Origin of the sequence: Halorubrum californiense DSM 19288, from assembly GCF_000336875.1 — an archaeon.
In the GTDB taxonomy this organism is placed as follows: Archaea; Halobacteriota; Halobacteria; order Halobacteriales; family Haloferacaceae; genus Halorubrum; species Halorubrum californiense.
Genome location: NZ_AOJK01000036.1, coordinates 155,570 through 169,187, shown reverse-complemented (window position 1 = coordinate 169,187; position 13,618 = coordinate 155,570). Strand labels below are relative to the sequence as shown.

14 protein-coding genes are annotated in these 13,618 nt (G+C 70.2%); 8 read left to right on the top strand and 6 right to left on the bottom strand.

The features are described 5' to 3' along the window. Nucleotides 1–44: 44 nt before the first annotated feature. Nucleotides 45–509 carry an MGMT family protein gene (locus C463_RS07525; protein WP_008442493.1) on the top strand — a complete coding sequence of 155 codons (465 nt, stop codon included), beginning with the start codon at nt 45–47 and terminating at the stop codon, nt 507–509. A gap of 33 nt (nt 510–542) precedes the next feature. On the opposite strand, the gene cmk is transcribed toward C463_RS07525, so the two are convergent. Beyond that, nucleotides 543–1,157 (bottom strand): (d)CMP kinase, encoded by a 615-nt coding sequence (cmk, locus tag C463_RS07520; protein WP_008442491.1) that lies wholly within the window; start codon nt 1,155–1,157, stop codon nt 543–545. Nucleotides 1,158–1,293: 136 nt separating this feature from the next. On the opposite strand from cmk, the gene C463_RS07515 reads away from it, so the two are divergent. After that, the gene (locus tag C463_RS07515; RefSeq protein WP_008442490.1) at nt 1,294–4,350 is read left to right on the top strand and encodes an ATP-dependent helicase; all 3,057 of its coding nucleotides are present in this window, start codon (nt 1,294–1,296) and stop codon (nt 4,348–4,350) included. A gap of 9 nt (nt 4,351–4,359) precedes the next feature. On the opposite strand, the gene C463_RS07510 is transcribed toward C463_RS07515, so the two are convergent. Further along, on the bottom strand, nt 4,360–4,545 hold the full coding sequence (locus tag C463_RS07510; RefSeq protein ID WP_008442488.1) for a hypothetical protein: 186 nt from the start codon (nt 4,543–4,545) through the stop codon (nt 4,360–4,362). 93 nt (nt 4,546–4,638) lie between these two features. Next, nucleotides 4,639–5,619: a formyltetrahydrofolate deformylase gene (locus tag C463_RS07505; RefSeq protein WP_008442486.1), complete on the bottom strand. Its 981-nt coding sequence runs from the start codon at nt 5,617–5,619 to the stop codon at nt 4,639–4,641. A gap of 180 nt (nt 5,620–5,799) precedes the next feature. Here C463_RS07505 and purS point away from each other — a divergent pair, with 180 nt between their 5' ends. Together purS and purQ are read left to right on the top strand one after the other, a co-directional pair. Beyond that, entirely contained in the window at nt 5,800–6,051 is a 252-nt protein-coding gene (gene purS, locus C463_RS07500; protein ID WP_008442483.1) for a phosphoribosylformylglycinamidine synthase subunit PurS, read from the top strand. An 88-nt stretch (nt 6,052–6,139) separates the two neighbouring features. Beyond that, on the top strand, nt 6,140–6,817 hold the full coding sequence (gene purQ / locus C463_RS07495; RefSeq protein ID WP_008442482.1) for a phosphoribosylformylglycinamidine synthase I: 678 nt from the start codon (nt 6,140–6,142) through the stop codon (nt 6,815–6,817). 33 nt (nt 6,818–6,850) lie between these two features. On the opposite strand, the gene C463_RS07490 is transcribed toward purQ, so the two are convergent. Further along, nucleotides 6,851–7,222, bottom strand: a complete 372-nt coding sequence (locus tag C463_RS07490; protein ID WP_049905667.1) for an SHOCT domain-containing protein — start codon at nt 7,220–7,222, stop codon at nt 6,851–6,853. Between the two features lie 154 nt (nt 7,223–7,376). Between C463_RS07490 and C463_RS07485 the strand changes: the two genes are divergently transcribed. Next, nucleotides 7,377–7,769, top strand: coding sequence for a VOC family protein (locus C463_RS07485; protein WP_049905666.1), 393 nt, complete (start codon nt 7,377–7,379; stop codon nt 7,767–7,769). A gap of 100 nt (nt 7,770–7,869) precedes the next feature. Beyond that, nucleotides 7,870–9,660 (top strand): dihydroxy-acid dehydratase, encoded by a 1,791-nt coding sequence (ilvD, locus tag C463_RS07480; protein ID WP_008442479.1) that lies wholly within the window; start codon nt 7,870–7,872, stop codon nt 9,658–9,660. Nucleotides 9,661–10,083: 423 nt separating this feature from the next. Here the strand turns inward: ilvD and C463_RS07475 are convergent, their stop codons facing one another. Beyond that, nucleotides 10,084–10,338 carry a hypothetical protein gene (locus C463_RS07475; protein ID WP_008442478.1) on the bottom strand — a complete coding sequence of 85 codons (255 nt, stop codon included), beginning with the start codon at nt 10,336–10,338 and terminating at the stop codon, nt 10,084–10,086. A 220-nt stretch (nt 10,339–10,558) separates the two neighbouring features. Here C463_RS07475 and C463_RS07470 point away from each other — a divergent pair, with 220 nt between their 5' ends. Then, nucleotides 10,559–11,113, top strand: coding sequence for an NYN domain-containing protein (locus tag C463_RS07470; RefSeq protein WP_008442477.1), 555 nt, complete (start codon nt 10,559–10,561; stop codon nt 11,111–11,113). A 488-nt stretch (nt 11,114–11,601) separates the two neighbouring features. Here the strand turns inward: C463_RS07470 and C463_RS07465 are convergent, their stop codons facing one another. Next, entirely contained in the window at nt 11,602–12,264 is a 663-nt protein-coding gene (locus tag C463_RS07465; RefSeq protein ID WP_008442476.1) for a S26 family signal peptidase, read from the bottom strand. Between the two features lie 143 nt (nt 12,265–12,407). Between C463_RS07465 and C463_RS07460 the strand changes: the two genes are divergently transcribed. After that, nucleotides 12,408–13,589, top strand: a complete 1,182-nt coding sequence (locus C463_RS07460; protein WP_008442475.1) for a glycine cleavage system aminomethyltransferase GcvT — start codon at nt 12,408–12,410, stop codon at nt 13,587–13,589. Nucleotides 13,590–13,618: the final 29 nt, after the last annotated feature.

The following is a 13,618-nucleotide window of genomic DNA, read 5'->3' as shown; positions in this document are numbered from 1 at the left end:
TCCTCGGGCGATGACTTAAGTGATTCACCCGTCCAATGAAGGATATGGATACGGCGGGTACGTCCGGCGTCTTCGCCCGGGGGTTCGACGAGATCGGCCGGACCGTTCAGGTGGGCTTCGCCGGCGGTCGCGTCATCTCGGTGTCGTTCCCCGCCGAGCCGCCGGGAGACGCCGACGCCGACCACGACCTGTTGGACCGGATCGACGCGTACCTGAGCGGCGAGCGCGACGAGTTCGCCGAGGTGGCGCTCGGCCTCACCGTGCCGACCGACCAGCGGGAGGTGCTGGAGGCGCTCCGGAGCGTCCCGTACGGCGAGGAGGTCTCCGTGAGCCGGCTCGCGCGGCTCGGCGGGTTCGACCCCGACGACCCGGACGACTTGGAAACTGTGACCGCCGCGCTCAACGATAATCCGATCCCCGTCCTGCTGCCGGACCACCGAGTGAGCGGAGGACCCTACGCGACGCCGGGCGACGTCCGGAGCGCGCTCCGGCGCGTCGAAGGGCTGTGACCGGGGCCGTCGTCGCTCCGTCCCCGCGGCCGCTCAGATCTCGAAGTCCGGCGTGTCGAACGCGCCCTCGTCGGCCTCGACGTCGTACCCTTCGATCCCGGTGAGCGCGAGGTCCAGCGTCGCCTCGGCGTCCCACCGACCCGTGTTGACGACGAGGTCGTAGATGGAGCGGTCCGACAGGTCGATGCCGTAGTAGGACTTGTAGCGCTGCTCCTCGATGACCTCGCGGACCTGCATCTCGGAGGTCATCTCCTCCCGCTCGGCCGTGCGGTCCGCGCGGACCTCGTCGGGCGCGTGGAGCCAGATCCGGATGTCGGCGCGGTTGCCGGCGATCCAGCCCGCGAGCCGCGACTCCAGCACGAACGCCTTGTTCGCGGCGCCCCACTTCTCCGCGATGCGGCGCAGCCGGCGGTCGAGCGCGCGGTCGATCTCCTCGGACTCGCCGGTCTCGGCGATCAGCTGCGAGAGGCTCATGTCCCGCTCGGCGGCGATCTCGCGGAACAGTTCGCCGCCCGAGACGTAGCCGCAGTCGAGCGCCTCGGCGATCCCCTCGACGAGCGTCGTAGCCCCGCAGCCCGGCGGGCCGGAGACGGTGACGAACAGGTTCCGGTCGATCCGTCGGTCGGGCTCCGGCGAGGTGCCGCTCATGTGTGTTGCGCCACGAAAGCGCGTCAAATAAACGAGTCGGTTCCACCCGTTTCCGCCGGCCGACGAACGGCGCCTCAGCCGGGACGCAGGGACGGCGACGCGGATCGACGCAACCGATTTCCCTCCCGGAGCCTTCGTGGAGTCCGTGAGCGAGACCACGGACCGCGACGCCGAGGCGGCCGCGCGGACGCTCCTCGGCGACGCGGTCGAACGCGGCGCGGTCGCGGACCCCGACTTCGACCCGGAGACGGTCCGGATCGCCGACGCCGACGTCCTCGCCCGGCTCTCCCGGCCGGTCCGGCGCTGGTGGGTCGAGCGGTTCGGCGAGTACGTGGGCGAGAACGGCGGGCTCTTCACGCCGCCGCAGCGCGAGGCGATCCCCCACGTCGATGACGGGGAGAACTGCCTCGTCGCCGCGCCGACGGGCAGCGGGAAGACGCTCGCCTCCTTCCTCGCGGTCCTCGACGACCTCTTCGCGCGCGACCGCGCTGGCGAGCTGGAGAACTCCGTCTACTGCCTCTACGTCTCGCCGCTGAAGTCGCTCGCGAACGACATCGAGCGCAACCTCGAGACCCCGCTGGCGGGGATCGGCGAGGCGGTCGCCGCCGCGGAGGCGGAGAGCGCGCCCCGCGACGCGGGAGGAGATGCCGAGGCCGCCTCGGACGGCGCCGACGACCCCGGCGTCAGGCAGGCGATCCGCCACGGCGACACCTCGAAGGCGGACCGGCAGGCGATGCTCTCGGAGACGCCCCACGTCCTCAACACCACGCCGGAGACGCTGGCCATCCTGCTCAACTCGCCGAAGTTCAAGGAGAAGCTCCGCACCGTCGAGTACGTGATCGTCGACGAGATCCACTCGCTGGCGGCGAACAAACGCGGCACGCACCTCTCGGTGTCGCTGGAGCGGCTGACGGAACTGACGCGCAACGAGGGTGCTGGAGAGGACGACGCGGGCGACGGTCCGGAGCCGCACGCGCCCGGCGATATCACCCGGATCGGCTGCTCGGCGACCGTCGAACCGCTCGACGGGATCGCCTCGTTCCTCGTCGGGTGCGAGCGGGACACGGGCGAGGTCGGCGACGCCGAGGGATTCGAGACGCGTCCCTGCGAGGTGGTCGACGCCCGGTTCGCCCGCGAGTTCGACCTCGAACTCCGGACGCCCGCCGCCGACCTGATCCACACGCCGCGGTCGGCGGTGACCGACCGCTTCTACGAGTCGCTTCACGAGTTGATCGAGGCCCACGAGAACACGCTCGTCTTCACGAACTCTCGGTCGGGCGCCGAGCGGGCGCTCCAAGAGCTCCGCCAGCGGTTCGAATACGACGAGTCGGACTCCGGCTGTCACCACGGGAGCCTCGGCGAGGCGCAGCGCACCCGCGTCGAGGAGGGGTTGAAATCGGGCGACCTCGACGTGGTCACCACCTCGACGAGCCTCGAACTCGGCATCGACATGCCCCACCTCGATCTGGTCGTTCAGGTCGGCTCGCCGAAGTCCGTCGCCGCGCTGCTCCAGCGCGTCGGCCGCGCGGGGCACAGCCCGGGCGAGACGGTCGAAGGGCGGGTGTTCGCCCTAGACCGCGACGAACTGGTCGAGTGCGCGACGCTGCTCGCTCGCGCCGAGGACGGGTTCGTCGACCGCGTGTTCCCGCCGGAGGGCGCCTACGACGTGGCCGCCCAGCACGTGTACGGAATGGCCATCAACCGGATCCGGCCCGACAGCGAGGTCCGGGAGGTGTTGCGCCGGGCGCACCCCTACCGCAATTTCGACGACGAGGCGTACGAGCGGCTATTCCGGTATCTTACCGGCGACTACGACGGGCTGAAAGACAAGAACGTCTACCCGAAGGTGTGGCGCGACGAGAACGACCCGCCCGACGGCGAACACCACTACCCCGAGTACCCAGTCGGTGAGACGCTCGTCGGGAAGCGCGGGCGGCTCGCGCGGGTCATCTACATGACGAACGTGGGGACGATCCCCGACTCGTTCACGTGCGACGTGTTCACGCGCGACGACGAGTGGGTCGGCACTCTCGACGAGTCGTACCTCGACACGCTTGAGTCGGGCGACGTGTTCGCCCTGGGCGGCGAGCGGTTCGGGTTCCGCTACCGGCGCGGCTCGAAGGTGTACGTCGACCGCACGAGCGAGCGTCCGACGGTTCCCTCGTGGTTCGCCGAGCGCCTCCCCCTCTCCGCGGACCTCGCCCGCGAGGTGTTGGCGTTTCAGGCCGAACTCCTCGACCGGCTGGCCGGCGACCGCCCGAGCGCCGGCCCGGCTGCGGTCCGCGCGTGGCTCCGGGATTTCCCCCTCGACGAGAACGCGGTCCGCGCGCTCGCCCGTATGTACGACGAGCAGGTCCGGTACGCGGGCCCGGACTCGGTCTCGACGCCCGACCGCCTCGTCGTCGAGGAGGAACTCGACCGCAACGAGTACAAGCGCCGCTTCTACGTCCACTCGACCTACGGGCGGCGGTTCAACGACGGCCTCTCGCGGCTCGTCGCGGCCGCGGTGGCGAACCGGACCGACGCCAACGTCGCCGTCGCGGTCGCGGACCGCGGGTTCTCGCTCGCGCTGCCGCTGAACCGCAAGGTCGGCGTGGCGGGGATTCTGGCCGACCTCGACCCCGAGACCGTCCGCGAGGACCTCCGCGAGGCGGTCCAGGGGACCGACCTGCTCCAGCGATACTTCCGGATCAACGCCGGGCGCGCGCTGTTGATCTTGAAACGCTACAAGGGGTACGAGAAGTCGGCCGCCGAACAGCAGGTGTCCGCCGAGATGCTGCTGTCGTTCGCTGCCGAGTTGGAGGAGTTCGCCGTGTTGGAGGAGACGTACCGCGAGCTGTTGGAGGACCGGTTGGACGTCGACGGAATCCGCGACGTTGTCGGCCGGATCGCCGGCGGCGACCTGACGGTCGAACACCGCGTCGTCGACTCGCCGAGCCCGCTCGCGTTCGGGCTGGCGACGCTCGTCGACTCCGACACCGTCATCGCCGACGACGAGTCGGCCGTCCTCCGCGAGTTCCACGCCCGCGTGATGGAGGAGATCGGCGAGGGGGCGCGGACCGTCGAGGGCGGCGAGGCGACGCGGACCGCCGAGGGCGGCGAGGCGACGCGGACCGCCGAAGGCGGCGAGACCGGTGACCGCGAGACCGGGGACCACGAGGCAGAACCACCCGCGGACCGCCGACCGGACTGAGACGGCGGATCACGGCCCGATCGGCTCGGTCGGGAGCGGCTGGGGAAGCCCGTCCAAGATCAGGGTCGTGTAGTGGAGGAAGACGGCCAGCGCCGCGAGCGACAGCAGCAGGAAAAGCGGGATCAGCCGCTCGTCGCTGCGGACGACCGCGGCGGTGTCTGCGAGGAATTCCGTCCGCGGGCGACGCCCGGTCATCGTCAATCGTTTCGCTCACGTCCGCATAAAAGGAACCGAGGGGAAACCCGAGTCGTCAGAGTCGTCCGGCTCGGCCGGTCCGATCGCGGCCGCTCAGTCGTCCGACGGCGACACGGGGGACCGGCCGAGCGGCTCGCCGTCGACGGGCTCGTCGGGGTTCGCGTCGACGGCGGCGTCGCTCAGCCCGAACTGCGCGTCGACGTCGGCGTCCTCGCGCACGTGGACGGTGCCGCGGTGGACCGCGATGGCGTCCGCGAGGTGGAGGCGCACGGCGTCGAGCAGCACCTCGGCTTCGAGGGGCTGCCCGCGGCGCTTGATCTCGTCGACGTCGGCGCCCGGCGGCACGTCGAAGGCCCGCTGGGCGATGACCGGCCCCTGATCGAGGTCGGTCGTGACGTAGTGGGCGGTGACGCCCGCGATGCGGACGCCCGCGTCCTTCGCCTGCCGGTACGCCTCCGCGCCCGGGAACGCCGGCAGCAGCGAGGGGTGGACGTTGATGATCCGGCCCTCGTACCGGAAGACGACCTCCGGCGAGAGGATGCGCATGTACCGGGCCAGCGCGATGAGGTCCACGTCGTACTCGGCCAGCAGGTCGAGCAGGCGCTCCTCGTCGGTGTTGCCGTTGCCGTCGCCCACGTCGTAGAACGGCTTGTCGTAACGCTCCGCCAGCGACCGGAGGTCGCCGCGGTTGCCGATGACGACGGGGATCTCCGCCTCGGCGCCGTCGTCGGCCAGTTCGTCGTTGGCCTCGGCCTCCAGCAGGGCCTCCGGGGCGTGCGTCTCCTTCGTGACGAGCAGGGCGACGCGTCGCGCGTCGCGGTCGCTCGGGAACCGGACTTGGATGTCGACGTCGAGTTCGCGGCCGAGTTCGGCGAGCGCGCGGCGTAGCTCGCCGCGGGAGGTCTCCATCTCCGACGCGTCGACGCGGGTCGTCATCCGGAAGACGCCCTCGCGGACCGCCTGATCGAGGTCCTCGATGTTGATTCCCCGCTCGAACAGCAGGGAGGTGACCCGCGCGATGAGTCCGGTCTTGTCTCCTCCGACGACCGTGATCTCGGTCAGTTCGCGGGTCATGCGACGATCACCTCCGCAGGTTCGAGCGGCTGCATACACCCCTTCCAACAGCCGGAGGGGTTTGCCCCTTTCGTTCCGTGCGGTCCCTGCCTCCCGCACGAACGACCGATCGGTATCCACGAACGTGCCTATAAACGGCGTTCCAAAACGGTTTTTACACACGACTCCGCACCAACGGGTATGACCGCGTACACGGCGACGGTGACGGTCCGGCTGAAGCGGGGCGTCCTCGACCCGGAGGCCGAGACGACCCAGCAGGCCCTCGAACGGCTCGGGTTCGAGCTGTCCGACCTCCGGTCGGCGGACCGGTTCGAGGTGGACCTCGACGCCGCCGACGCCGACGAGGCCGCCGCGCGCGCCGACGAGATGGCCGAGCGGCTGCTCGCGAACCCCACGATCCACGACTACGACGTGGCGGTCGCGGAGCGATGACGGTCGCCGTCGTCGAGACGACGCCGATCGTCACCGGCGCGACGCGCCCTGACACAGCGGTCGCGGCCGCCCACGCGGGGTGGGCGCCGTGACGGTCGCCGTCGTCCAATTCGGCGGCTCGAACTGCGACCGCGACGCTGTCCGCGCCCTCGACCACCTCGACGTCGACGCCGAGCGCGTCTGGCACGAGGACGGCCTCCCAGACGACCCCGACGGGATCGTCCTCCCCGGCGGGTTCTCCTACGGCGACTACCTCCGCGCCGGCGCGATGGCCGCGCGCGACCCGGTCATGGCGGAGGTCCGCGCGGCGGCCGAGGCGGGCGTCCCCGTGATCGGGATCTGTAACGGCGCGCAGATAGGCTCCGAGTCCGGGCTGACGCCCGGTGCGTTCACCACGAACGCCTCCGCGCGCTTCCAGTGCGAGCCGGTCCACCTGCGCGTCGAGCGCGCGGACACGCCCTGGACCGCCGCCTACGACGAGGGCGACGTGATCGAGGTCCCCATCGCCCACGGCGAGGGTCGCTTCGAGATAAGCGAGGACGCGCACGCCGACCTCGTCGCCGACGACCGCGTCCTCTTCCGCTACTGCGACGCCGACGGCAACGTCACCGACACCGCGAACCCGAACGGGTCGACCGACAACGTCGCCGGCGTCCTCGGCGAGCGCGAGACGGTCGCCGTGCTGATGCCGCACCCGGAGCGCGCCACGCTGCCGGACCTCGGTCGCAGCACGGACGGTGCCGGGATCCTCGAAGCGTTCGCCTGACCGAGGTCGCCGTTCCCCTCACTCGACACTCGCTTACCGCTCCCGCTCCGCCGTTCCGGTCCTGTCCGTCTCCGGTGGAGGCTCCGTCTCGATCCCGTCCGTCTCCTCGGACTCCAGTTCCCGCTCCAGCGCCCGTTCGAACTCCGCCTCACTGAGCTCCCCCTCCGCGTACCGTCGTTGAAGGCGTTCGACCGGGTCCTCGTCGGGCTCACTCTGCGTCGATCCGTCGTCGGTCTCGTTCGCGAGCGACCTGATTCCGACGACGCCCACGACGAGCAGCGCCGCGACGGTGAGCAGCGCGATGAGCGGGAAGAGGACCATCCAGCCGCCCATCCCGCCCGCCATCCCCGAACCGGCCATGCCGCCCATCAGCGGCGCGGTTCCGAGGGGTTCGAGAGTAGTCATGTGTAATAACCACACGTTTGTCCATAAATACCTCGCGACCGTTCGCGTGGCGCGGGAGCGCGCTCCGCCGTTGCCGGTCGACACGCCGTCGCGGTTCGGCGGCGAACGTCGTTCCGCCCAACGACTTTTGCGCCCGGATCCCGAACTGACCCCCGTGAAGGCACGCCACATCGACCACGTCAATCTCCGGATCCCCGAGGGCGGCGCCGACGACGCCCGCGAGTTCTACGGCGAGGCGCTCGGGTTCGGCATCGAGGACGCGCTGTACGCGGCCGGCGAGAAGCCGTTCTTCGACGTGCGGCTCTCCGCGACCGCGGTGATCCACCTGTGGCCGACCGGCGAGTTCGAGGCGCCGACGAAGACGAACTACGACCACGTCGCGGTCGTCGTCGAGGAGTCGGTCGAGGAGATCGAGTCTGAACTCGCGGACGCCGGGGTCGCGGTCGAGAAGACGCTCGACTCGCCGCTCGGTGCGACCGGCGAGGCGTGCGCGGTGTACGTCCGCGACCCCTTCGGCTACCGGGTCGAACTGAAGGCGCGAGTGTGAGAGACGATCGGTCGGCAACCCCGCCCCGAACCAGTTCGTCTCACCGAGCAACCCTCGCCCCGACGCGGTCGTTTAAGACCCCCGAGCGACAGGGTCGGGTATGAGCGAACAGCAGCCGAAATCCGACGACGACGAGCGGCGGCGTCGCCGGGAGGACACGGACCGATTCGCCGGCGGAAAAGAAGGAGAACTGCGGAGCCGCGAGGTGACCGAGGGGCCGGACAAAGCGCCGCATCGCGCGATGTTTCGCGCGATGGGGTTCGACGACGAGGACCTCTCCTCGCCCATCATCGGCGTGCCGAACCCAGCGGCCGACATCACGCCGTGTAACGTCCACCTCGACGACGTGGCGGACGCCGCGCTCGACGGCATCGACGCCGCGGGCGGCATGCCTATCGAGTTCGGGACGATCACCATCTCGGACGCCATCTCGATGGGGACCGAGGGGATGAAGGCGAGCCTCATCTCGCGGGAGGTCATCGCCGACTCCGTCGAACTCGTCTCCTTCGGCGAGCGCATGGACGCGCTGGTGACGGTCGCGGGCTGCGACAAGAACCTCCCCGGGATGATGATGGCCGCTATCCGGACCGACCTCCCCAGCGTCTTCCTCTACGGCGGCTCGATCATGCCCGGCCAACACGACGGCCGGGACGTGACCATCGTCCAGGTGTTCGAGGGCGTCGGCACGTACGCGCAGGGCGACATGGACGCCGACGAGCTCGACGACTTGGAGCGCAACGCCTGCCCCGGCGCGGGCTCCTGCGGCGGGATGTTCACCGCGAACACGATGGCGTCGCTCTCGGAGGCGCTCGGGCTGGCGCCGCTCGGCTCCGCCTCCCCGCCCGCCGAGGACGAGGAGCGCTACGCGGTCGCCGAGCGCGCCGGCGAGCTGGCGATGGACTGTATCGAGAACGACCGCCGCCCCTCGGACATCCTCACGCGCGAGTCGTTCGAGAACGCGATCGCGGCCCAGACCGCGATGGGCGGGTCGACGAACGCCGTCCTCCACCTGCTCGCGCTCGCGGGGGAGGCCGACGTCGACCTCTCGATCGAGGACTTCGACGAGATATCGCGGCGCACCCCGAAGATAGCGGACCTCCAGCCCGGCGGGACCAGCGTGATGAACGACCTCCACGAGATCGGCGGCGTGCCGGTCGTGCTCCGGCGCCTGCTGGAGGCCGACCTGCTCCACGGCGACGCGATGACCGTGACGGGTCGGACGCTCGCCGAGGAGATCGCGGCGCTGGAAGAGCAGGGCGACCTGCCTGACGACGAGGCGATCGAGGCCGACTTCCTCTACACCGTCGACGACCCGAAGGAGGAGGAGGGCGCGATCAAGATCCTCGACGGCAACCTCGCGCCGGACGGCTCGGTGCTGAAGGTGACCGGCGACGACGAGTTCTACCACGAGGGGCCCGCCCGCGTGTTCGAGAACGAGGAGGCGGCGATGGAGTACGTCCAGTCGGGCGGTATCGAGTCCGGCGACGTGATCGTCATCCGCAACGAGGGGCCCCGCGGCGGGCCCGGAATGCGCGAGATGCTCGGCGTCACCGCCGCCGTCGTCGGCGCAGGCCACGAGGACGACGTGGCGCTGCTCACCGACGGCCGCTTCTCGGGCGGCACCCGCGGCCCGATGATCGGCCACGTCGCGCCCGAGGCCGCCGCGGGCGGCCCGATCGGCCTCATCGAGGACGGGGACCACATCACCGTCGACATCCCCGAACGCGACCTGAAGGTGGACCTCTCGGACGAGGAGTTGGAGGAGCGACGCGAGGCGTGGGACGCGCCCGAACCGCCATACGAGGGCGGCATCCTCGCGAAGTACGGCCGCGACTTCGCCTCCGCCGCGGACGGCGCAGTGACGAACCCGCGACTTACGCGGGACTTATAGACGAAACAAGCAGTCGTTTTCGGATTTAACATAGGCCGTGGCGCGTGCCTCCGAGCGCCCATCGGGCGCGAGGGGTACGCGCGAGGGACGCCGCGAGCGACCGGAGGGAGCGAGCGGCGAGGCTGGGGAGGCGTGAGGCTGCGGTGCTGTGCTGGGCGGAGTGGGACTCAAATGAGCAGTCACCGGCGGCTCCGCCGCCGGTTGCTCGTGGCGCGTCGCGCCACGCTGCCGCGAGGGCGAAGCGCGGCGGCGCAAGGACCACAACGAGAGAGCGAACGGAGTGAGCGACCGAGTGAGGACCGGAGCGAGCCGCGCGAGTCCTCGCGGCAGGGGTTTTGCCGGTGTTCTCCGCAACGCAGTCGGTCACTTATGCTAGAGGATCTCAACAAATCCGAATTTCCACCTCACCGCGGTCCACTCGGATTACGCGTCGCTCGTCCCGCCGTCGGTCTGCGCGGTCTTGACCGACTCGGCGCACCAGACGTTGCTGCGGCGGCCGGCGCGCGACAGCTCCATCTTCACGACCGAGCCCACCGGCAGGTCGGCCACGCGCTCGCGGGCGTCCTCGTCGGCGTACTCGACGACGTGGTACGTCTCGTTGCGCGGATGGGCACGTACCGTGGTACAATCATGATCGTTCTGTGCGGAAATGACGGTGTACGCGTTCGATTGTGACATCTTATCTCGTTATTCTTGGACACCCTACTTCAATTCTCCGTATACCCACTACGGACGTGAGTCAGGTCGTAATATCGATATAAGGTGTTAAACTCCTCAACGATCGTGAGGAATTCGGTCGATTACTGTACACGCGACGTATCGAGACGGGTTCTGGGACGACCGCTCCGAGACCGCGGCGGATCAACATACCTATTCCCGGCGGCGGCGAAGGGCGGCCATGGACCGAGGCGACGGGCCGGAGGGCGAGCCGACCGCCGAATCCGTGAGGGACGCGGACGGCGTGACGGACGTAGACGCCGGCGGCGTGGCGCTGTTCGTCGACGGCCCCAACGTGTTGCGCGAGGAGTTCGACGTCGACCTCGACGACGTGCGGCGGGCCGGCGAGGCCGAGGGCCCGCTGGTGATCACCCGGCTCTACCTCGACGAGCACGCGACGCCGGGGCTCATTCAGGCCGCCGAGGCGCGCGGCTTCGAGGTCGTGATCACGAGCGGCGACGTGGATGTGAAGCTCGCGGTCGACGCCGCGCGGTTCGCGGCCGAGGGCCGGATGGACACCCTCGCGATCGCTTCCCGTGATACGGACTTCAAGCCCGTCGTCGAGACCGCGAACGGCTACGGGATCCGGACGCTCGCCATCGCGCCCGGCGAGTTCGGCCGCTCGGACGCGTTGCGGAACGCCGCCAACGGGTCGGTGACGCTCGACGGTGACGAGGACGATGCTGCCGGACGTGACGGCGACGAGACGGACGCCGAATCGGCCTCAACAAAATAGCGGGTAAGTGGTTTCGTCGGACGAATTTTATAAACGGGCGACGGTTCCACGGTGAGCGCTTCTAACGCATCAGCCGCTTAGTACCACGTTATTGCCACCGCGGAGGACACCGACAAAGCCCCAGTCGCGAGGACAGCACACGCTCGCTGCGCTCCTTGTCACTCGCTACGCTCGTTCCTGCGGTGCTTGCGTCGCCTGTGCTGTCCTCGCGACTGCCCCTTTGAGTCCCACCCCGCACCGCACAGCCCCGCACCTCACACCTCCCCAGCCTCGTTGCGGTCGCCTCCGCGTTGCTCCGGCGACCGCGCCTCCCTCGCACGCGCTCTCGCCGGCGGCTTCGCCGCCGGCTGTCTGAGAGACCTCCGGTCTCTCACTACTCGTGGCCTGCGGCCACTCGGAGGCGCGCGCCGACCGCACTGCTGATTATCAGTATCTCCGCTGCCGTTCCGAGTATTTAAACAGCGTATCTCCCCTGCCACAGAGCCGATTTACCGCCGTCCTCTCCGCCGAAGCCCACCCAAAAGTAGCGCGCCGACTCCGCCGGCCAGCCCGGCCGATCCGACTAGGACGACACCGGTCGCGACGCCGCCGTACCGGGCTGCCGCCGCGTCGATCCCCACGCGGATCCAGCCGAGGTTCGGCACTGCGAACAATGCCTTGCCGGCGATCCACTCCTCGGGGACGACCGGCGCGATGCCGGCGCTCTGGTCGTACAGCCCGTTCGCGTCGCCGCGCGTGACGTACCCGTCGTAGGGCGCGGGACACGTCGTCAGTTCCGCGCAGTCGCCGGCGAGGAGGGACGGGTCGGCGCGCTCCGTCCAGTCCTCGCCGGCCTCGACGGGGAACGCGAGGCGGTGGAACACCGGTCTCCCCCCGGCGCCCGGAACCGTGTAGACGACCACGTCGCCCGTTTCGCCGAGGCGCGTCGGCGCCTCCGGATCGGCGTGGGTCGAGAGGTCGCCCCACGGCGCCCGGTCGGTCGCGGTGACGACGACGAGGTCGCCGCGCTCGACGCCGGGCGCCATGCTCCCGCTCTCGACCGCGACGAACGGCGGCCAGGTCCCGACGAGCGCGCCGAGAAGCAGCGCGATCAGGAGGACCGCGACCGCGGGTGCGACGAGACCGGTCCGATCGGGGCGACGGCTGCTCACGCCCGATACGGGGACCGGCGACCGCTTGAGGCTGTCGGACGGGACGGTCCGGGGTCCGGCGACGACCGCCCCGGACGCGACGCCCTCGCCGAGCGGACCGCCGATGTCACAAAGCCTTAGGTTCGTCCCGGAGAGGTGCGAGTATGACCGATCGCCTCCCTCCGCTCCACGACGCCCACGACGCGCGCGGCGCGAAGTTCACCGACTTCGGCGGCTGGCAGATGCCCGTCGAGTTCGACTCGATCCGCACCGAACACGCCGCGGTCCGCGAGTCGGTCGGCGTCTTCGACGTCTCGCACATGGGCGAGGTCGAGGTGTCCGGCCCGGACGCGACCGCCCTCATGAACCGGCTCACGACCAACGACGTCCGCGCGCTCGACCCTGGCGACTCCCAATACGCCGCGATCACGAACGAGGAGGGCGTGCTGCTCGACGACACTGTGGTCTACCGGCTCCCCGACGGCACCGCGGCCGGCGAGGCGGCCGCCTCGCTCGCGGACCTCGAAGACGCCCACGACGGCGACCTCGACGCGCCGAGCGGCGACCCCGCGTACCTCTTCGTGCCGAACGCGGGCCACGACGGCCAGATGTACGACCGGTGGACCGCCCACCGCGACGAGTGGGACCTCGACGCGACCGTCGCCAACGCCACCGACGACTGGGCGATGCTCGCGGTCCAGGGCCCCGACGCGGCCGACGCCCTCGACGAGGCGACGCCGCGCGACCGCGTCGTCGACCTCTCGAAGTTCGAGGCGACGACGGCGGCCGTGGCCGGCACCGAAAGCTGGGTCGCGCGCACCGGCTACACCGGCGAGGACGGCTTCGAGTTGATGTGTCCCGCCGACGATGCCGAGGCCGTCTGGGACGCGTTCGTCGACGACCGCGAGGCGCAACCGTGCGGACTCGGCGCCCGCGACACGCTCCGCACCGAGATGGGATTCCTGCTCTCCGGACAGGACTTCGATCCCGAGAACGAACCCAGAACGCCCTACGAGGCGCGGATCGGCTTCGTCGTGAAGCTCGACACCGAGTTCGTCGGCCGCGACGCGCTGGAGACCCAGAAGGGAGAGGGCGTCGACGAGAAGTTCGTCGGGGTCCGGCTGCTCGAACGGGGCGTCCCCCGGAACGGGTACGCCGTCACCGACGGCGACCTCACGCGCGTCGGGAAGCTGACTTCCGGGACGATGAGCCCGACGCTCGACGAGCCGATCGGACTCGGCTACCTCCACAAGTCGTTCGCCGACGCCGGCACCGAGGTGAGCGTCGTCGTGCGCGGCGACGAGAAGCGCGCCGAGGTCGTGATCCCGCCGTTCCTCGACCGCTGAGCGGGGTCCGCGGCAACCTTCCGGGGCGC